The sequence below is a fragment of the Casimicrobium huifangae genome (assembly GCF_009746125.1).
GTDB lineage: Bacteria > Pseudomonadota > Gammaproteobacteria > Burkholderiales > Casimicrobiaceae > Casimicrobium > Casimicrobium huifangae.
Map to the genome: position 1 here is coordinate 2,826,790 of NZ_CP041352.1, position 19,242 is coordinate 2,846,031.

A 19,242-nucleotide genomic window follows, 5' to 3' on the forward strand; every position below is an offset into this window, starting at 1 on the left:
CTCCAGCTAGTACTGCGGCACAACGCGAGCACGCGCGACGTTTTCGTAAGGAATTCGGTGAGTGACGCCATCCACGGCGACAACGACATGATCATGTTCGAAACCACTGAGCACACCCGCGAGTTTTCTAAGCCCGTCATAGGGTGGTGCGATAGTGAGCTTTATGGTTTCTCCGGCAAATCGCTCAAAATGCCCGGGGCAAGTCAGTGCGCGATCAATACCTGGAGACGAAACCTCGAGATGCTCGTAGGGCACATTGGCGGCCATGAGCGCATCCTGCACCAGATCAGAAACCGTCGCGCAATCCTCGACTGCAATTCGATCCAAGCCCCGGCGACTGTCTGGTCGATCAATAAAGACGCGATAGAGTTCACGCGCAGCAACATACTCCACCTCGATGAGTTCGTACCCATTGGCAGAGAGTAGTTCAGCGATTAGTGATTGTGCTTGCGTCGTCACCAAAAAAAAATGGGCCTAAGCCCATTTCCATGAATACACCGGCGAAAAATGCGCTTGGGAATTACGCAAGCGCTTCCCCGCACGGGGAAGTGGTGGCCAAGGGCGGAATCGAACCACCGACACGCGGATTTTCAATCCGCTGCTCTACCAACTGAGCTACTTGGCCGAATTTTTAATTGTATCAATTGCCGACAGCACACTAACGAGTCATCGGCGGATAGACGAACGCCCCACCGTGGAGGGGAGGGGCGTTGTTGTGTGGGGGTAGTTTGACGCTGACCTACTTTCGCGAGCTATAAGGCTGACTATCATTGGCGCCGAACTGTTTCACGGTCCTGTTCGGGATGGGAAGGGGTGGGACCAGTTAGCTATGGGCGTCAAACTAAAAGGGTACGCGGCGCGGCAACGGGTTGAATCGTTGTTGCGACGCGCTGGAAGAAGTTTTGGGTTGAGACTGACTCTCTGTCACACCGGTTGATTGACTTGCGGTGCGAGTTGTCCGGACAAGCATTGCTGCTCATTCGGGTTTTGATATTTGTGAGTTATAGGATCAAGCCGCACGAGTAATTAGTATCAGTTAGCTCAACGCATTACTGCGCTTCCACACCTGACCTATCAACGTCCTGGTCTTGAACGGCTCTTCAGGGGGGTCGAGCCCCCGGGGAAATCTAATCTTCGGGCGAGTTTCCCGCTTAGATGCTTTCAGCGGTTATCTCTTCCGTACATAGCTACCCTGCGATGCTTCTGGCGAAACAACAGGTACACCAGCGGTACGTCCATTCCGGTCCTCTCGTACTAGGAACAGGCCCCGTCAAATTTCCAGCGCCCACGGCAGATAGGGACCAAACTGTCTCACGACGTTTTGAACCCAGCTCACGTACCTCTTTAAATGGCGAACAGCCATACCCTTGGGACCGGCTACAGCCCCAGGATGAGATGAGCCGACATCGAGGTGCCAAACACCGCCGTCGATATGAACTCTTGGGCGGTATCAGCCTGTTATCCCCAGAGTACCTTTTGTCCGTTGAGCGATGGCCCTTCCATACAGAACCACCGGATCACTATGTCCTACTTTCGTACCTGCTCGACTTGTCAGTCTCGCAGTCAAGCGCGCTTGTGCCATTACACTCCAGTAGCGCGATTTCCGACCGCGCTGAGCGCACCTTCGAGCTCCTCCGTTACCTTTTAGGAGGAGACCGCCCCAGTCAAACTGCCCACCATGCACTGTCCCCACCCCCGATTCAGGGGGCCAGGTTAGAACCGCAACGCCATCAGGCTGGTATTTCAACGTTGGCTCCACCGAAACTAGCGTCCCGGTTTCAAAGCCTCCCAGCTATCCTACACAAACATCGTCACAGTCCCATGCAAAGCTACAGTAAAGGTTCATGGGGTCTTTCCGTCTTGCCGCGGGGAGATTGCATCATCACAAACACTTCAACTTCGCTGAGTCTCTGGAGGAGACAGTGTGGCCATCATTACGCCATTCGTGCGGGTCGGAACTTACCCGACAAGGAATTTCGCTACCTTAGGACCGTTATAGTTACGGCCGCCGTTTACTGGGACTTCAATCAAGAGCTTGCACCCCATCATTTAATCTTCCAGCACCGGGCAGGCGTCAGACCCTATACATCCACTTTCGTGTTAGCAGAGTCCTGTGTTTTTGGTAAACAGTTGCAGCCACCGATTCTCTGCGACCCTCTCGACCTTCGGATGTACTCCTACAATCTACCAGGGCATACCTTCTCCCGAAGTTACGGTATCAATTTGCCGAGTTCCTTCTCCAGAGTTCTCTCAAGCGCCTTAGAATTTTCATCCTACCCACCAGTGTCGGTTTGCGGTACGGTCAATTGTTGACTGAAGCTTAGAGGCTTTTCTTGGAAGCAGAGCATCGCCGACTTGGCACTCCGAAGAGCGTTTCGTCTCACCCCTCAACTAAGCCGCCCGGATTTACCTAAGCAGCACGTCTACAGGCTTTCACTGAGTAATCCAACACTCAGCTCGGTTAGCTTTCTCCGTCCCCCCATCGCATCAACAATCGGTGCTGGAATATTAACCAGCTTCCCATCGACTACGCATCTCTGCCTCGCCTTAGGGGCCGACTCACCCTGCGCCGATGAACGTTGCGCAGGAAACCTTGGGTTTTCGGCGAACGGGCTTTTCACCCGTTTTAACGCTACTCATGTCAGCATTCGCACTTCTGATACCTCCAGCATCCCTTACGAGACACCTTCACAGGCTTACAGAACGCTCCTCTACCATCGTATTGCTACGATCCGCAGCTTCGGTGTATGGCTTGAGCCCCGTTACATCTTCCGCGCAGGACGACTCGATCAGTGAGCTATTACGCTTTCTTTAAATGATGGCTGCTTCTAAGCCAACATCCTGACTGTCTATGCCTTCCCACTTCGTTTCCCACTTAGCCATATCTTGGGGACCTTAGCTGGCGGTCTGGGTTGTTTCCCTCTTGCCCTCGGACGTTAGCACCCGAGGACTGTCTCCCGTGCTCACTCTCACTGGTATTCGGAGTTTGCTATGGTTTGGTAAGACTACATGTCCCCCTAGCCATTACAGTGCTCTACCCCCAGTGGATATACACGAGGCACTACCTCAATAGTTTTCGAGGAGAACCAGCTATCTCCGGATTTGTTTAGCCTTTCACCCCTAGTCACAACTCATCCGCTGTTTTTGCAACAACAGTCGGTTCGGACCTCCAGTAGGTGTTACCCCACCTTCATCCTGGCCATGACTAGATCATCCGGTTTCGGGTCTACGCCCAGCTACTAAACGCCCTTATCAGACTCGGTTTCCCTACGCCTACCCTATTCGGTTAAGCTCGCAACTGAACGTAAGTCGCTGACCCATTATACAAAAGGTACGCCGTCACTCTTTCGAGCTCCGACTGTTTGTACGCACACGGTTTCAGGATCTATTTCACTCCCCTCCCGGGGTTCTTTTCACCTTTCCTTCACAGTACTAGTTCGCTATCGGTCGGCAACGAGTATTTAGCCTTGGAGGATGGTCCCCCCATCTTCAGACAGGATTTCACGTGTCCCGCCCTACTTCTCTCACGCCTAGTTCCACCGCCAACATTTCACCTACGGGACTATCACCCAGTATCGTCGGACTTTCCAGACCGTTTGGTTATGTCAACAGCTAAATCGTGAAGGCTCTTCCCATTTCGCTCGCCACTACTTTGGGAATCTCGGTTGATGTCTTTTCCTGCAGCTACTGAGATGTTTCAATTCACTGCGTTCGCTCTACCCTGCCTATGTATTCAGCAGGGAGTACCCTTGCGGGTGGGTTTCCCCATTCAGAAATTCCCGGATCAAAGCTCTATTGCCAGCTCCCCGAGACTTATCGCAGGCTTACACGTCTTTCATCGCCTGTTGCCGCCAAGGCATCCGCCATGTGCGCTTGGTCACTTGATCCTATAACGCTCAAACACCATCACCTGAGTCAACTCCTTTCGGCGTTAACTCAAACAACAGCACCGCGTCACAGGTGTGTATGAGAACTTGATGCCCCGAACCTTCAACCCGACCAACGGAAGCGGCCGGTATCGGAACACCAAAAATACAATCTAAACCCATGTCCACATCTCATCTCATCAATGAGCGTGAACAAACTTCTTCCAGATTTTTAAAGAACAGAGACTACCGATTGGATAGCCATCAGCAATAAGCGCTTGAACAACTTTTATTGCTGATGCCTATGCACCTGACCACAACCCGCGATATTTGAATGGTGGGTCTTGATGGACTCGAACCATCGACCCCCGCCTTATCAAGACGGTGCTCTAACCAGCTGAGCTAAAGACCCTCCGAAACTTTTAATCAGCGGCACCCATCTGGCGCAACTCATCGAAAGTGGTGGAGGATGACGGGATCGAACCGACGACCCCCTGCTTGCAAAGCAGGTGCTCTCCCAGCTGAGCTAATCCCCCGCTTGCCGCTTTACGCCCGCCGAAACCAGCTTGTCAGCCAGCCAGCAGCGCAAAGCGCAACAGGTTGTGTCTCTTTATGTTCAGACAACCGAAACGAGTGCAGGCACTTCGGAAGATCATGCTGAGAGTCTTTCGACCATCAAACACGTCTTCGAGGCGCGTTCTCTAGAAAGGAGGTGATCCAGCCGCACCTTCCGATACGGCTACCTTGTTACGACTTCACCCCAGTCATGAAACCTACCGTGGTAATCGCCCTCCTTGCGGTTAGGCTAACTACTTCTGGCGGATTCCACTCCCATGGTGTGACGGGCGGTGTGTACAAGACCCGGGAACGTATTCACCGTGACATGCTGATCCACGATTACTAGCGATTCCGACTTCACGCAGTCGAGTTGCAGACTGCGATCCGGACTACGATCGGCTTTGTGAGATTAGCTCCCCCTCGCGGGTTGGCAACCCTCTGTACCGACCATTGTATGACGTGTGTAGCCCTACACATAAGGGCCATGAGGACTTGACGTCATCCCCACCTTCCTCCGGTTTGTCACCGGCAGTCTCACTAGAGTGCCCAACTAAATGTAGCAACTAGTGACAAGGGTTGCGCTCGTTGCGGGACTTAACCCAACATCTCACGACACGAGCTGACGACAGCCATGCAGCACCTGTGCCCAGATTCCTTGCGGCACTCCCACATCTCTGCAGGATTTCTGGCATGTCAAGTGTAGGTAAGGTTTTTCGCGTTGCATCGAATTAAACCACATCATCCACCGCTTGTGCGGGTCCCCGTCAATTCCTTTGAGTTTTAATCTTGCGACCGTACTCCCCAGGCGGTCAACTTCACGCGTTAGCTTCGTTACTAAAAGGTTACCCTTCCAACAACCAGTTGACATCGTTTAGGGCGTGGACTACCAGGGTATCTAATCCTGTTTGCTCCCCACGCTTTCGTGCATGAGCGTCAGTGTTATCCCAGGGGGCTGCCTTCGCCATCGGTGTTCCTCCACATCTCTACGCATTTCACTGCTACACGTGGAATTCCACCCCCCTCTGACACACTCTAGCCTTGCAGTCACAATCGCAGTTCCCAGGTTAAGCCCGGGGCTTTCACGACTGTCTTACAAGACCGCCTGCGCACGCTTTACGCCCAGTAATTCCGATTAACGCTCGCACCCTACGTATTACCGCGGCTGCTGGCACGTAGTTAGCCGGTGCTTATTCTTCCAGTACCATCAAAGCACGAGGGTATTATCCTCGCACCCCTTTTTCCCGGACTAAAGCGGTTTACAACCCGAAGGCCTTCTTCCCGCACGCGGCATGGCTGGATCAGGCTTTCGCCCATTGTCCAAAATTCCCCACTGCTGCCTCCCGTAGGAGTCTGGGCCGTGTCTCAGTCCCAGTGTGGCTGATCATCCTCTCAGACCAGCTACCGATCGTCGCCTTGGTAGGCCTTTACCCCACCAACTAGCTAATCGGACATCGGCCGCTCCTATAACGTGAGGTCTTGCGATCCCCCACTTTCCTCTCTCGAGCGTATGCGGTATTAGCGTAACTTTCGCTACGTTATCCCCCATTACAGGATACGTTCCGATGCATTACTCACCCGTTCGCCACTCGCCGCCAGGGTTGCCCCCGCGCTGCCGTTCGACTTGCATGTGTAAAGCATGCCGCCAGCGTTCAATCTGAGCCAGGATCAAACTCTTCAGTTCAATCACTGCTAATTTCACAATACTCAAAATTACACTGAACGGTTCTTCGACATCCCTCCCTTAACTGACCTTTGGCGGCTTAGCAAAGCCTGGATCAATCAGAGAAGAACATCTCCCCATCCGTGCATGCACCTCTGAAGCTCGCCAAACCCTAGAGCGGCTGGCTATTCTCCGAAGTACCTACACGTTTCGGTTGTCTCAATTCTTAAAGAGCAGCGATTTCTCCATTCACCTCTTTCGAGGCTTTCCCGAATCTGCCTTCCGGCTTTTTCGAGAGAAATCATTTCCGGGGCATCTATTCTAATGCCTCGCAAATTATTTCTCTCAACTTACTCAACGCGCTTACGCCACATCAAGCAAGTCTTTGTTTCACAGACTTCGCAACCATTTCCAAATCTTTGTCAGACCTGAACTGGTTGCGGGGGAAGGATTTGAACCTTCGACCTTCGGGTTATGAGCCCGACGAGCTGCCAGACTGCTCCACCCCGCGCCTGCGGCTTCTGCCTTTCAAACTCAGCACAACTAACTCGTCGTTATTTGCTGCGTTGCGTTCGATCAGCGAAGACAGAAATTATGGCACAGCTAAAAACCCTTTGCAACCCCATCTCACCCAAAAACCCCTCTTTACCCCCTCTTTTTGCCTAACTCTTAAGCATTCCACCGCCCATTCCTTAAGCAACATCACCCGCCAACCCAATACTCACAACAGTTTGTGAAAAAAATGAGAAATTGAGCGCAGACTCTAACTTACGCCGCCTCCTTGCGGCGCATCTCCTCGTCACGTAGCTCTCTGCGCAGAATCTTCCCGACGTTAGTCTTGGGTAACTCATTGCGGAATTCGACGTACTTGGGAATCTTGTACCCCGTCATGTTTTCACGGCAATGCGCAAGCACCTGCGGGCCGGTCAACGACGGATCCTTGCGGACAACAAATATCTTGACTACTTCACCTGATTTTCCGTCCGGAACGCCGATGGCAGCAACTTCAAGCACCCCCGGATGCATCGCAACGACGCCTTCCACTTCGTTGGGATAGACGTTGAAGCCAGAAACCAGAATCATGTCCTTCTTGCGATCAACGATGTAGAAGAAGCCATTCGCATCCATGCGCCCGACATCTCCGGTCGACAACCACCCATCCGCATCAAGGACTTTTTCAGTCTCCTCAGGGCGGTTGTAGTAACCCCGCATGACCTGTGGACCTCGAATACAAATCTCGCCTGTCGACTCGAAATCATCCAGCGCGATCCAGCTGCCATCGTCCCGACGCAAACGCACCTCGGTTGACGGAATGGGCAGGCCGATTGAGCCGTTATAGCCGCCGTCCGTTACCGGGTTGATCGTCGCACCCGGCGAGGTTTCGGTCAGGCCGTAAGCCTCAATCAGGGGTGTTCCAGTCACCCGGCGCCATTCTTCTGCAGTTGCGCGCTGCACGGCCATGCCACCGCCCAGGCCGTGACGCAACGCGCTGAAATCCAGCTTCGCGAAGTCCTCATGATTCATTAGGGCAGTGAACAATGTATTCACCCCGGGAAGAACAGTGAATTTGTGTTGCGCAAGCTGTCGAACAAATGCAGGCACGTCGCGCGGATTGGTAACGAGTACCACCTTTGCGCCCATCGTTACATAGACGAACGTGCACGCGGTGAGCGCAAAGATGTGATACAGCGGCAACGCAGCGATTACGCACTCGTCGCGCTCGTCGTGTTGAAAGCCGAACAACCAAGCCCGCGACTGCAAGACGTTGGCAACGATGTTGCCATGCGTAAGGATGGCGCCCTTCGAAACGCCGGTTGTTCCCCCCGTGTACTGCAAAAAGGCGACATCTTCACTGCCCAATGCCTCACGCGCAATCGCGCCGCCTGCGCCATCCGAAAGAGCGGAGTTGAAGCGGATCGCGGCACCAAACTTGAACTCCGGGACCAGCTTCGCGACATGACGCACAAGGAAGTTGAGCCCGGGCCCCTTCCACCAACTCAGGCAATCACCCAATCCGGTCACCACGACGTGTTTGACATCGGTCCTATCGATCACCTCGGCGAGCACGCTGGCGAAATTTTCGATCACCAGAATGCCTTTAGCCCCTGAGTCACGAAGTTGATGCTCAAGCTCACGTGCAGTGTAGAGGGGGTTGCAATTGACCACCGTGAGTCCAAGCCGCAAACACCCCATCAGTGCGATTGGATACTGCAGCACATTGGGCATCATCAATGCGAAACGATCCCCCTTCTGAAATCCGTGCTTCGCGAGATGCACTGCAAACGCTGAGCTGAGCCGATCCAATTCGCGATAGGTGAGGTCTGTGCCGCTGCAATGAAAGGCGACACGATCCGCATACTTCGTCAACGCTTCTTCAATCAGGTCGGCAAGATTCGAGTACGCCGCCAAATCGACTTCCCGCGGGACTGTCGCCGGATAAAGATTGAGCCAGGGTTTGTCTGCGGTCGCTTCAGCCATGTTCTCCTCCTGCCCGCATTGTAGGCATGCGTCAAGGCCGCGAACCGAGCGACAGCTCTGAATTGCCGAAGGCCGAAATAAAAAAGGCCCGCAATGGCGGGCCGATCAATTCAGGCTGGCGGAGGGACGGGGATTCGAACCCCGGTTAGGCTATTAACCTAAACACGCTTTCCAGGCGTGCGACTTAAACCACTCATCCATCCCTCCGTGGTTAGCCGACAATTGTACTGTGCCGCACAGAAAATTCACGCCCTCGCGTTTCGCTTTATTCATAAATGCATATGAACTAATTTCAAATCGACGCGTTAGCGGTCCGGCGCGGGTGCCTAGCATCGTTTCATGTCCGACCTGCTCGCAAATATCCATCTGCCACTCATCGGTCTGCTGATCGGCATCATCGTTGGGCTGACCGGCGTCGGTGGCGGCTCTCTGATGACCCCAATTCTGGTTGGTGGGCTCGGGGTTCCCCCGGCAATAGCCGTTGGCACTGATCTCCTCTTCGCGGCGATTACCAAGTCGTTCGGTGCGCTGGCCCACTGGCGCGTCGGCAACGTTGCCAAACGATTGCTGACCCTATTGATCATTGCCAGCTTGAGTGGCGCCGGGATCGCCTTCGCATTTGTGCATGGGCTGAAGCCCAACATCGACTCACTCAATCGCGTGATTCGTACTGCACTTGGTTTCGCACTATTCGTCACCGCCCTCGCACTGCTCCTCCGGCCTTGGCTACTGAGCTTCCGACGTGCCCACGCCGGTAACGAGCCAGCACATGACATCACGCGCTCACAGCGTCTGTGGCCGACGGTGGTGCTAGGTTTCGCGATCGGCTCTGTGGTCACGCTGTCGTCGGTCGGCGCAGGCGCCATAGGCGTCACCGCCCTGCTGCTCCTGCATCCGGCGCTGCCAATTACGCGGATCGTGGGCACCGACATCGCCTACGCCGTGCCGCTGACAGCAGCTGCGGGGCTCGCCCACGCCAGCGTTGGTCACCTTGACATCGCGCTGCTCGCCGCGCTGCTGGTAGGTTCCGTGCCCGGCATTCTGATTGGCGCGCGCCTTTCGAAACGCGTCCCCGAAGTCGCCACCCGCAGCCTGCTCGTCGGGGCACTGGGTTTTGCCGGCGTCAAACTGGTCGCCTAGTCATAGTGCTTTGCTCCCGCAGGCTCCCCAACAAGAGATCATGAACCAACAATCCCTACCCGCCACCACCAAACCGTGGTACCGGCGACCACAGGCCGTCGCGTGCCCCGATCAGTTCGGTACGCTGTTGGCGGATAGCGTTGCCACCCTGCGTCGCGCAGCAACGCACTCTCCCTGCGCGCTGGCCAGCAGCCTGTCGGCCGAGGACATGGTGCTCTTCCATCTCATCCAGCGCGAACGACTGCCAATCGGTACTTTCGCGCTCGACACCGGTCGCCTGCCACAGGCGACAATCGAATTGTGGAGTGCGGTCGAGTCGCATTACGGCGCAAGCATTGAGCGCGTCGTTCCGACAGGCGCCCGTCTGGCCGCCTTGAAGGCGGCACAGGACGACAGCGCGATCTATGAAAGTAAAGCCGCGCGCGAACTCTGCTGCACCGTACGCAAGACCGAACCGCTGCGCGCTGCACTCGCGGGCAAGCGTGCCTGGGTGACCGGCCTGCGTCGCGCACAAAGTGCCGGCCGCGCCAATGTGCCGCATCAGGAACATGATGCCGGCTTTGGCCTTGAGAAGTTCAACCCGCTCGCCGACTGGACCGACGAGGCCCTGTGGTACTTCATTGACCTCGAAAACATCCCCGTCAGCCCGCTCTACGACAGGGGCTACGCCAGCATAGGCTGCGATCCCTGCACGCGCCCCATCCGCTTTGACGAACACCCGCGCGCGGGGCGCTGGTGGTGGGAGGCTGCTGTCTCCGGCACCGCTACCGAATGTGGCATCCACGTAGTGCACAAGACATCCACAGATCAACCTGCCAATCAGTCCTCCAGGGTACCCGCATGACTGCTCGCGACGCATTTCTCAACTCCGCCGCCGAGATAGACCACGGTCTCGCTGCTGGCCGCCCGGTCCACAGCAATGCTCATCTCGACTGGCTGGAGGACGAGGCGATCAGCATCCTGCGTGAGGTGTTCGGCAGCTTCGAACGCCCGGCGATCCTCTGTTCCTGCGGCAAGGATTCTCTAGTGGTATTGCATCTCGCAATGAAGGCCGCAGCACCCGGCAAACTGCCAGTGCCGATCGTGCACATTGATACCGGGCACAATTTCCCGGAGGTGATTGCGTTCCGTGAGCACCTGGTGCAGAAACATGGATTCAATCTGATCGTCGGCCATCTCGACGATTCGATCGCGAAAGGAACGATCCGCCTCGCACATCCACTGGAAAGTCGCAACCCCTACCAGACCATTACGCTGCTCGAAACGATTGAGGCCAATCGCTTCGATGCCATGGTGGGTGGCGCCCGCCGTGACGAGGAAAAGGCACGCGCCAAGGAACGTGTGTTTTCGCACCGCGACAGCTTTGGTCAATGGCAGCCGCGAGCGCAGCGACCAGAGCTATGGAATCTCTACAACACCCGCATCGCACAAGGAGAACACTTCCGCGTGTTCCCCATTTCCAACTGGACCGAGCTGGACGTGTGGAACTACATCGCACGCGAAAACATTGAGCTGCCGTCGATCTACTACACACATCAGCGTGAAGTGATCGAACGTAACGGCTTGCTGGTGCCGGTCACCGACATTACGCCGCCACGCACGGGTGAGACTGTCGTCACCCGTGATGTCCGTTTCCGTACCGTCGGCGACATCTCCTGCACCTGCCCGGTAGCGAGCACGGCGGCAACGGCGGACGAGGTCATTCTGGAAACCATCACCGCCACCGCATCGGAACGTGGCGCAACACGCATGGACGACCGCGCCAACGACGCTGCAATGGAGCGACGCAAGAAGGAAGGCTACTTCTAGAGTCGCACGTCCGTCACACCGCACAGATTACAAATAATGAATACGCCCTCCTCCTCTCACGACATTCACAACCGCCCGCTCCGCTTCATCACCTGCGGCAGCGTTGATGACGGCAAGAGCACCCTGATTGGCCGCCTGCTGTATGACAGCAAGGCGCTGATGGTTGACCAGCTCGATGCGCTAGGCCGCGCGCGCGGTGCTCAGAGCCGCAACGGGCAAGTTGACCTGTCACTCGTCACCGACGGGCTGGAGGCCGAGCGTGAACAAGGCATCACGATAGACGTGGCCTACCGTTACTTCGCCACGCCGAAGCGCAAGTTCATCATCGCCGACGCACCGGGGCACGAGCAGTACACGCGCAACATGGTCACCGGCGCTTCAAAGAGCGACGTAGCTGTAGTGCTGATCGATGTCACCAAGCTCGACTTCACGCAGGAACGCGTTGCACTTTTGCCGCAAACCAAGCGCCATACGGCGCTGGCCGGCCTGCTGCGTTTGCAGCACATCGTGGTGGCCGTCAACAAGATGGACGCCATCGGCTTTGACGCGACCAAGTTCGAGCGCGTCGTCCGTGCATTCGGTGAACTCACAGCTTCGCTTGAGATCGTGTCGTTCACTGCGATTCCGCTTTCCGCACTGGAGGGCGACGGCGTCGTCGCGCACACCGAGCGCACCGCATGGTTCCAGGGACCGGCCTTGCTGCCACACCTTGAATCGCTGGCGTTGGTGGAAGGCCACGCGGGTAGCCACGCGCACATCGCTGTGCAATGGGTCACTCGCGATAACAACGATGATCATGTGCGCTGGGTGACTGGCGACGTTGCCGAAGCGGCGATTGCCGTGGGCGATGAGATTCGCGTATTCCCGAGCGGCGCCAGCGCAGTTGTCGCAGCCATCCGCACCGGTCGCGGCACGGTTCAACAGGCTCTGCCCGGTGAAGCAGTCGCCGTGCGCTTCGACCGTCAGGTTGACGTGGCGCGGGGCGACTGGATCGTTGCTGGGTCCGCCGCTGAAACCAGCGCGCCCCGCCAGCGCGCTCAGGCAACGCTCGCATGGCTGGACACTGCACCGCTCACGGTGGGCCGACGCTACGTCGTCCGCCACGGTTCGCGCTGGTTGCCCGCGCGGGTCACTGCAATTTCTTCCCGTCTCGACTTGCAGGCTGGCGAATGGCGTGACGTGGGGACCACCGACGCCGAGGACGATTGGGCCGCCGAGCCCGCACTTGCGCCCACCGTGAACGCCAACGATCTGGTGCGGGCCGAGGTTGAATTCGCGCAACCCTTGCCGCTCGCTGCGTTCGCCGAAAGCACCACGCTCGGTTCGTTCGTGCTGGTTGATCCGGGCACCAATGCGACGGCCGCAGCGGGAATGATCGCAGCGTAGCGTCCGCCGTTGCCGCGCGCAACCGTCGGAAACACGGGGGCTTGGATGGCCGGACCATGCTTCAGCTTTTTTTCTCAAACCACGACTACAAAGGGCCTGACACCGAATTTGTCGTAAAGTCGACAATAGGCGAAAAGCGGCCGTAGGCCCCACGCAGACGCCGTTTTTCAATCAAGCTGTATGTTCAATCGCTTGATGATGCCACCCCACTTCTTCATGTCGGCGTCCAGCATCGACTTGAACGATGCAGCGGTACCGCCGCCAGGCGCCATGCCGGCGTTGACGATGCGTTCCTTCACGCCTGCATCGGCCAGGGCCGCGTTGACGTCGGCGTTGATCTTGGCCACCACGTCGGCCGGCAGCGAGGAAGGCCCGAACAGCCCGTTCCAGGCAACAGCCTCAAAGTCCTTGATACCGCTCTCCGCAATGCTCGGCAGGTCCTTCAATGATTCAAAACGGCCCTTGCTGGTCACTGCGATCTGACGAATCTTGCCGCTCTGCACATGCGGCGCAATGCCGGAAGCCACCGCAAACAGCAGTTGCGTGTCGCCGTTCGCCGTCGACAGCGCGGCTGGGGGCGAACCGTTGAACGGAATGTGCTGCGCGTCAATCCCCGCCTCGGTTTTGAACAGCTCCATCGCCAGATGTGACGACGAGCCGTTGCCGACGCTGGCATAGGACAGTTTGCCGGGGTTGGCCTTAGCGTAGGCAACCAGCTCCGCGACGTTCTTCACCGGCAGATTGCCGTTCACCGCCAGCACGTTCGGCTGCGTGGTGGTGATGACGATGGGCACCAGGTCCTTGCTGACGTCGTATGGCATCTTCTTGTAAAGGAAGGGGCCATACGCCGTCGGGCCAGGGAAGCCGATGACCAGCGTGTGGTTGTCGGTCGACTTCGCGGCGACATCCACACCGATCGTGCCCCCCGCGCCCGGCTTCGGATCGACGATCACTGGCTGGCCCCACTTGTCCTTGAGCTTGTCGCCCAGCAAACGCGCCACGATGTCCAGCGACGAGCCGCCGGGCGCCGGTACGACGATGCGAACAGGTTTCGTTGGCCAGCTCTGCGCGCGAGCAGGCGCGCTGCCAAGAGTGAATGCTGACGACAGCGTCACAGCGACGGCAGCGGTGGTGGTGATGATCGATTTCATGGGCGATGCCTCCAGATACAGCCAATGGGTTGCCGCAAGCGTAGCGCATGCGCCCGGAGTGTCCGGATGACTGCTATGCAAGCGCAGATCGCGACAAGATCAGCGCGGCGACAAATCAAACAGGCTGGTCGCTTCGAGATCGAGCACTTCAGTGCTGTGCGCGTTGTAAAGCTGCCAGCGCCAGCGCAAGACGCCGAGCTCTGGGCGCTTTTCCGAGCGGCGGCATTCAATCACGGTTGCGCGCAGGCGCAGCGCGTCACCCGGTCGCACCGGATGCAGCCATTTCACGTAGGCAAGGCCCGGCGACGCGAAAGATTCGGAGCCATGCAAGGCTGCATCCGCCGCCAGTCGCATGGCGATGCCGCACGTGTGCCAGCCGCTGGCGATCAGTCCGCCAAATCGTCCCTTCGCAGCGGCCTCGGGATCGGTATGAAACCACTGTGGGTCGTAGGCTTTGGCGAAGCTCAGCACTTCCGTCTCGTCAACAACATACGGGCCTGCCTCAATCACCTGCCCGACCGCAAAGTCTGCGAATTTCATGCGATTGCTTTCATGCGTGCAGGTCCGGCCGCGCTGCTGCGGTCACGCGCACTGCTGTCACCTTGAACCCGGGGATCTTGCCGAATGGGTCCAGCGCGCTGCCGGTCAGCTTGTTGGCAGCGGCTTCCCAATAGGCGAACGGGATGAACAACTGGCCGCGCTGCACGCTCGATTCCACCGCCACACGCGCGTTCACTTCGCCGTGATGAGACGTCACGCAGATGGCGTCGCCATCTAACAGACCTGCGTCTGCGGCGTCGTCGGGATGCATGTTGAACAGCGGCTCCGGTGCCAGCGCCTCCAGCGTCTGCGCACGGCGGGTCATCGCGCCTCCGTGCCAGTGCTGCAGGATGCGGCCGGTGGCCAGTACAAAGGGATAGTCGGCACTGACTTGCTCGACGCTTGGTGCGAAGCGCGTCGCCGCCAGTGAGGCGCGGCCGTCGCTGGTCGGAAAGTGATCGACAAACACTACGGCCTCGCCCGGCGCATCTTCACGCATCGCGGGTGTCACGACGGCTTCTTCGCTACGCAGACGCGACCAGGAAACACCGGTGAGTGGCGCCATGACCGAGCGCATTTCTTCATACACCCGCGCCACCGGAGTCTCTGTCGCCGCGTGTCCGTCACCATCGGCATCGCGCCAATAGTCCCAGTCGAGTCCTAGACGACGGCCAATCTGTTCAATTGCCCACAAGTCCTGTCGCGCACTGCCCGGAGGTGTCAGCGCTGGTCGCCCGACCTGAATCAGGCGATCGGTGTTGGTGTAACTGCCCCATTTCTCGGCATGCGCGGAGGCTGGGAGGATCACGTCGGCAAGGATCGCCGTTTCGGTCGGGAAGATGTCCTGCACCACCAGATGCTTGAGCTTGGCCAGCGCCGCACGCGCATGATCAAGATCGGGGTCGGACATCGCCGGGTTTTCGCCTTCGATGTACATGCCGCGCACGGTGCCAGCGTGGATGGCATTCATCACCTCGACGACCGTGAGGCCAGGCTTGTCGTCGATAGGGACGCCCCACAGCGCTTCGAAATGCTCCCGCGCGGCAGTGTTGCTCACACGCTGGTAGTTCGGCAGCATCATCGGTATCAGGCCAGCGTCAGAGGCGCCCTGCACATTGTTTTGCCCGCGCAGCGGATGCAGGCCGGTACCAGCGCGACCAATCTGCCCGGTCGTCATTGCCAGCGAGATCAGGCAACGCGCATTGTCGGTGCCGTGCACATGCTGACTGATGCCCATGCCCCAGAGGATCATCGACGCTTTCGACGTCGCGTAGGCGCGCGCCACAGCGCGGATGGTTTCCGCGTCAATACCGCAGATATCGGCCATGCGCTCGGGCGTTGCCTCCTCCACCGCTGCCTTCAGCGCTTCGAATCCATTGACGCGGGACGCAATGAACGCCGGATCGGTCAAACCCTCGTGGATGATCACGTGCAGCAGGCCGTTGAGCAACGCCACGTCCGTATCCGGGCGGAACTGCAGGTGCCAGTGCGCGAAACGTGCGAGCGGCGTCTGGCGAGGGTCGGCTAGCACCAGTTTCGCACCGCGCTTGACCGCATTTTTGATCCAGCTCGCAGCCACCGGATGATTGGAGCTCGGGTTGGCACCAATCAAAAAAATCAGTTCCGAATGCGCCACATCCTCCACCGGATTGCTCACCGAGCCGGAGCCGATGCCTTCCAGCAGCGCCGCCACCGAGCTGGCATGGCACAGCCGCGTGCAGTGATCCACATTGTTGCTGCGGAAGCCCTGACGAACGAGTTTCTGGAAGAGATAAGCCTCTTCATTGCTGCCCTTGGCCGAACCGAACCCGGCCAGCGCAGACGGCGCGCCCGCAGATGCTGCGTCACGCAACTCGCGCAATCCGTTCGCAGCAACGTCCAGCGCCTCTTCCCAGCTCGCCTCTCGAAACAAGGCCGACAACGCCACCTCGCCGCGCTTGACGCGTTCGATGTCTGCAGCATTCTTGGCCACGCCGTCGCGGCGAATCAGCGGCGCGGTGAGCCGCTCGCCATGTCGCACATAGTCGAAGCCATAGCGCCCCTTGACGCACAGGCGGCCGTGGTTGGCCGGGCCATCGCGTCCGGTCACAAAATGAATGGCCTCGGCGCCGGATGCGTCAGCGCCGACGTGATAGGTGAGCTGGCACCCCACGCCGCAATACGGGCACACTGAATCCACCTCGCGGGCCACTGGCTGCATTCCCGCCGCTTTGGCCGGCATCAGCGCCCCTGTCGGGCAGGCTTGCACGCACTCGCCGCAGGCGACGCACGACGAATGTCCCATCAGTGCATCAGCATCAAATACGATCTTCGCGTGCGTGCCACGGTATGCGAGGCCGATCACATCGTTGACCTGCTCGTCACGGCAGGCACGCAGGCAGCGCGTGCACTGGATGCAGGCATCGAGATTCACCGTCATTGCCGGATGCGACGCGTCAGTCGAGCCGCTCTTGTGTGCCGGCAAACGCCCCGTACGCGCGCCAGTCTCGCGCGCCCACCGGTTTAGCTCCGACTGCGGCGTCAGGGTATCGGTGACCTCCCCAGCGTCGCTCATCAGGAGCTCAAGCACCATTGCACGAGCCGTGGTCGCGCGCTCGCTGGCGGTGTTCACCTTCATGCCGTCGGCGGCGGCCCGGCAACAGGACGCGGCCAGCACACGTTCGCCCTCGACCTCCACCATGCAGGCGCGGCAGTTGCCCGCCGGCGTCAGGCCGGGGATATGGCACAGGTGCGGCAGCTCATTGCCGTTTCGGAGCGCGACATCCCACAGTGTTTCTCCAGACATGAATGCGACGGACTGGCCGTCCAGCGTCAGTTGGCCGCTCATGCCAGCTCCTGCGGAAAATACTTGATCACGCAATCCACCGGATTCGGTGCCGCCTGCCCAAGACCGCAGATCGACGCATCGCGCATGACTTGCGACAGCTCACCGAGGAGGGTTTTGTCCCACTGGTCATTGGCGATCAGTTGGCGCGCCTTGGTGGTGCCGGCACGGCACGGCGTGCACTGCCCGCAGCTCTCGTGCTCGAAGAACGCCATCAGATTGCGCGCTGCATCGGTGACGCGATCTTGCTGCGACAGCACGATCACCGCTGCCGAGCCGATGAAGCAGCCATGGGGTTGCAGCACGTCAAAGTCGAGCGGCACATCGGCCAGAGAGGCAGGCAGGATGCCGCCGGACGCACCACCGGGCAGATACGCGTAAAGCGTGTGGCCGTCGGCCATGCCACCGCAGTGTTCGTCAATCAGTTCATTCAAGGTGATGCCCGCAGGTGCCAGCTTGACACCCGGCGACTTGACGCGCCCACTCACCGAGAACGAGCGCAGCCCCTTGCGACCATGCCTGCCCTGACCGGCAAACCAGTCGGCACCGCGCGCCAGAATTTGGGGCACCCAGTACAGCGTCTCGAAGTTGTGCTCCAGCGTAGGGCGTCCAAAAAGACCCACCTGAGCGACGTACGGCGGGCGCAGACGAGGCATGCCGCGCTTGCCTTCGATCGACTCAATCATCGCTGACTCTTCGCCACAGATGTAGGCACCAGCGCCACGACGCAGCTCGATGGTCGGCATGTCAGCGATTGGCGGATTGGCAAGCAGCGAGACGAGCTCGCGCGTGAGCATTTCGCGGCAACCGTGATATTCGTCACGCAGATAGATGTAGATTGACTCAATGCCTACGGCCCAGGCGGCGATCAGCATGCCTTCGAGAAACTGATGCGGATTGCGCTCAAGATAGTGGCGGTCCTTGAAGGTGCCGGGCTCGCCTTCGTCAATGTTCACCGCCATCAGACGTGGGGCGGCTTCATTGCGCACGATGCGCCACTTGCGCCCAGCCGGAAAGCCGGCGCCGCCGAGGCCGCGCAGCCCCGAGTACTCCATCGTCTGCAACACGCTCTCGACATCGCGCGAGCCATCAGCGCATTCGCGCAACGTGCGATAGCCGCCTTGGGCCAGATAGCTGGCGTAGTCAACGTATCGCTCAATAACCGCCTGCGTTTCATTGCGCGATACGCATGCCGCCACGGCGTCGGTGGTTGCGCCGGCAATCGCGCGCTGGCCAACCACCGCGACCGGCGCCTGCTCACAACGGCCAACACAAGGCGCGGCAATCACCCGCACCTCGGCATCGAGAATCTGCGGCAGACGCGCCAGCAGATCCTTCGCGCCCGCCAGCTCGCAGGCGAGACCGTTGCACACCCGCACGGTGACGCGGGGCGGCATTGGCAGATTGCCTGCGGCGTCTTCGCGCACGATGTCGAAGTGGTGATAGAAACTCGCCACCTCGTAAACCTCGACCACCGCCAGGCGCAGTCGTTGCGCCACCGCCGCAAGGTGCGGCTCAGCCAATTGTCCGAAGCGATCTTGCAGGGCGTGCAAATACTCGATCAAACGGCCGCGCCGCAACGCCATGCCGGCGCCGGCAGGACCGATCGCACCGACCTCGTGACCCGCCGCCGCAAGCGCTTCATCAACCGCCGCCAGTGCTGCCGGCGCCACTTCGCGGACGCGATACGCGCTACCTTTTCGTTTGATGCTGGAGACGGGAACCGATGCAACTGCTGTCATGGTTCTATTGTTTCACTTCGGGCCGGGAGTTCGCATCGAGCAGCAACTCCCCGGCAGTGCGTAGCTCCGTAGCCTTGATGCAGCAAAG

The 19,242-nt window shown here is 58.7% G+C and carries 10 protein-coding genes, 5 tRNA genes and 3 rRNA genes; 4 read left to right on the forward strand and 14 right to left on the reverse strand.

Annotated features, from left to right (window positions below):
- Nucleotides 1-6: 6 nt before the first annotated feature.
- The 10 genes from FKL89_RS12755 to FKL89_RS12800 form a co-directional block, all read right to left on the reverse strand.
- Nucleotides 7-459, reverse strand: coding sequence for a ribosome maturation factor RimP (locus FKL89_RS12755; protein WP_162527511.1), 453 nt, complete (start codon nucleotides 457-459; stop codon nucleotides 7-9).
- Between the two features lie 90 nt (nucleotides 460-549).
- Nucleotides 550-625, reverse strand: a tRNA-Phe gene (locus FKL89_RS12760).
- A gap of 101 nt (nucleotides 626-726) precedes the next feature.
- Nucleotides 727-841: ribosomal RNA gene (gene rrf / locus FKL89_RS12765) — 5S ribosomal RNA — on the reverse strand.
- A 164-nt stretch (nucleotides 842-1,005) separates the two neighbouring features.
- A 23S ribosomal RNA gene (locus FKL89_RS12770) occupies nucleotides 1,006-3,887 on the reverse strand.
- A gap of 314 nt (nucleotides 3,888-4,201) precedes the next feature.
- Nucleotides 4,202-4,278 (reverse strand) — tRNA-Ile (locus FKL89_RS12775).
- 48 nt (nucleotides 4,279-4,326) lie between these two features.
- A tRNA-Ala gene (locus FKL89_RS12780) sits at nucleotides 4,327-4,402 on the reverse strand.
- Between the two features lie 169 nt (nucleotides 4,403-4,571).
- Nucleotides 4,572-6,105 (reverse strand): 16S ribosomal RNA (locus FKL89_RS12785).
- The 16S, 23S and 5S rRNA genes sit together here with 4 tRNA genes alongside, the layout of an rRNA operon.
- Nucleotides 6,106-6,518: 413 nt before the next feature.
- Nucleotides 6,519-6,595 (reverse strand) — tRNA-Met (locus tag FKL89_RS12790).
- A gap of 257 nt (nucleotides 6,596-6,852) precedes the next feature.
- A complete protein-coding gene (locus tag FKL89_RS12795; RefSeq protein ID WP_156863178.1) occupies nucleotides 6,853-8,562 on the reverse strand; it encodes an AMP-binding protein in 1,710 nt (569 codons plus the stop codon).
- Nucleotides 8,563-8,678: 116 nt separating this feature from the next.
- Nucleotides 8,679-8,769, reverse strand: a tRNA-Ser gene (locus FKL89_RS12800).
- 132 nt (nucleotides 8,770-8,901) lie between these two features.
- Here FKL89_RS12800 and FKL89_RS12805 point away from each other — a divergent pair.
- From FKL89_RS12805 to FKL89_RS12820, 4 genes are read left to right on the forward strand one after another with little or no spacing between them, the layout of a single operon-like run.
- Entirely contained in the window at nucleotides 8,902-9,702 is an 801-nt protein-coding gene (locus tag FKL89_RS12805) for a sulfite exporter TauE/SafE family protein (RefSeq protein ID WP_156863180.1), read from the forward strand.
- Between the two features lie 40 nt (nucleotides 9,703-9,742).
- Nucleotides 9,743-10,546 (forward strand): phosphoadenylyl-sulfate reductase, encoded by an 804-nt coding sequence (locus FKL89_RS12810; protein ID WP_156863182.1) that lies wholly within the window; start codon nucleotides 9,743-9,745, stop codon nucleotides 10,544-10,546.
- Nucleotides 10,543-11,511 (forward strand): sulfate adenylyltransferase subunit CysD, encoded by a 969-nt coding sequence (gene cysD / locus FKL89_RS12815; RefSeq protein WP_156863183.1) that lies wholly within the window; start codon nucleotides 10,543-10,545, stop codon nucleotides 11,509-11,511. Before FKL89_RS12810 ends, cysD begins: the two co-directional genes overlap by 4 nt.
- A 36-nt stretch (nucleotides 11,512-11,547) precedes the next feature.
- Nucleotides 11,548-12,897 carry a sulfate adenylyltransferase subunit 1 gene (locus FKL89_RS12820; RefSeq protein ID WP_156863185.1) on the forward strand — a complete coding sequence of 450 codons (1,350 nt, stop codon included), beginning with the start codon at nucleotides 11,548-11,550 and terminating at the stop codon, nucleotides 12,895-12,897.
- A gap of 167 nt (nucleotides 12,898-13,064) precedes the next feature.
- Here FKL89_RS12820 and FKL89_RS12825 read toward each other — a convergent pair whose 3' ends face one another.
- The 4 genes from FKL89_RS12825 to FKL89_RS12840 all read right to left on the reverse strand — a co-directional run bounded on the left by FKL89_RS12825 (nucleotide 13,065) and on the right by FKL89_RS12840 (nucleotide 19,154).
- Entirely contained in the window at nucleotides 13,065-14,048 is a 984-nt protein-coding gene (locus FKL89_RS12825; protein WP_156863187.1) for a Bug family tripartite tricarboxylate transporter substrate binding protein, read from the reverse strand.
- 99 nt (nucleotides 14,049-14,147) lie between these two features.
- Nucleotides 14,148-14,588: a MaoC family dehydratase gene (locus FKL89_RS12830; protein ID WP_156863189.1), complete on the reverse strand. Its 441-nt coding sequence runs from the start codon at nucleotides 14,586-14,588 to the stop codon at nucleotides 14,148-14,150.
- Nucleotides 14,589-14,598: 10 nt separating this feature from the next.
- Complete coding sequence (fdhF, locus tag FKL89_RS12835; RefSeq protein WP_156863191.1) at nucleotides 14,599-17,415, reverse strand: formate dehydrogenase subunit alpha; 2,817 nt, start codon at nucleotides 17,413-17,415, stop codon at nucleotides 14,599-14,601.
- On the reverse strand, nucleotides 17,412-19,154 hold the full coding sequence (locus FKL89_RS12840; RefSeq protein ID WP_156863192.1) for an NADH-ubiquinone oxidoreductase-F iron-sulfur binding region domain-containing protein: 1,743 nt from the start codon (nucleotides 19,152-19,154) through the stop codon (nucleotides 17,412-17,414). Before FKL89_RS12840 ends, fdhF begins: the two co-directional genes overlap by 4 nt.
- Nucleotides 19,155-19,242: the final 88 nt, after the last annotated feature.

Bases quoted from the DNA above. Each gene is read 5' to 3' on its own strand.
- FKL89_RS12795 (WP_156863178.1), bottom strand. From the start codon at position 8,562: ATGGCTGAAGCGACCGCAGACAAACCCTGGCTCAATCTTTATCCGGCG.
- FKL89_RS12805 (WP_156863180.1), top strand. From the start codon at position 8,902: ATGTCCGACCTGCTCGCAAATATCCATCTGCCACTCATCGGTCTGCTG.
- FKL89_RS12810 (WP_156863182.1), top strand. From the start codon at position 9,743: ATGAACCAACAATCCCTACCCGCCACCACCAAACCGTGGTACCGGCGA.
- cysD (WP_156863183.1), top strand. From the start codon at position 10,543: ATGACTGCTCGCGACGCATTTCTCAACTCCGCCGCCGAGATAGACCAC.
- FKL89_RS12820 (WP_156863185.1), top strand. From the start codon at position 11,548: ATGAATACGCCCTCCTCCTCTCACGACATTCACAACCGCCCGCTCCGC.
- FKL89_RS12825 (WP_156863187.1), bottom strand. From the start codon at position 14,048: ATGAAATCGATCATCACCACCACCGCTGCCGTCGCTGTGACGCTGTCG.
- FKL89_RS12830 (WP_156863189.1), bottom strand. From the start codon at position 14,588: ATGAAATTCGCAGACTTTGCGGTCGGGCAGGTGATTGAGGCAGGCCCG.
- fdhF (WP_156863191.1), bottom strand. From the start codon at position 17,415: ATGAGCGGCCAACTGACGCTGGACGGCCAGTCCGTCGCATTCATGTCT.
- FKL89_RS12840 (WP_156863192.1), bottom strand. From the start codon at position 19,154: ATGACAGCAGTTGCATCGGTTCCCGTCTCCAGCATCAAACGAAAAGGT.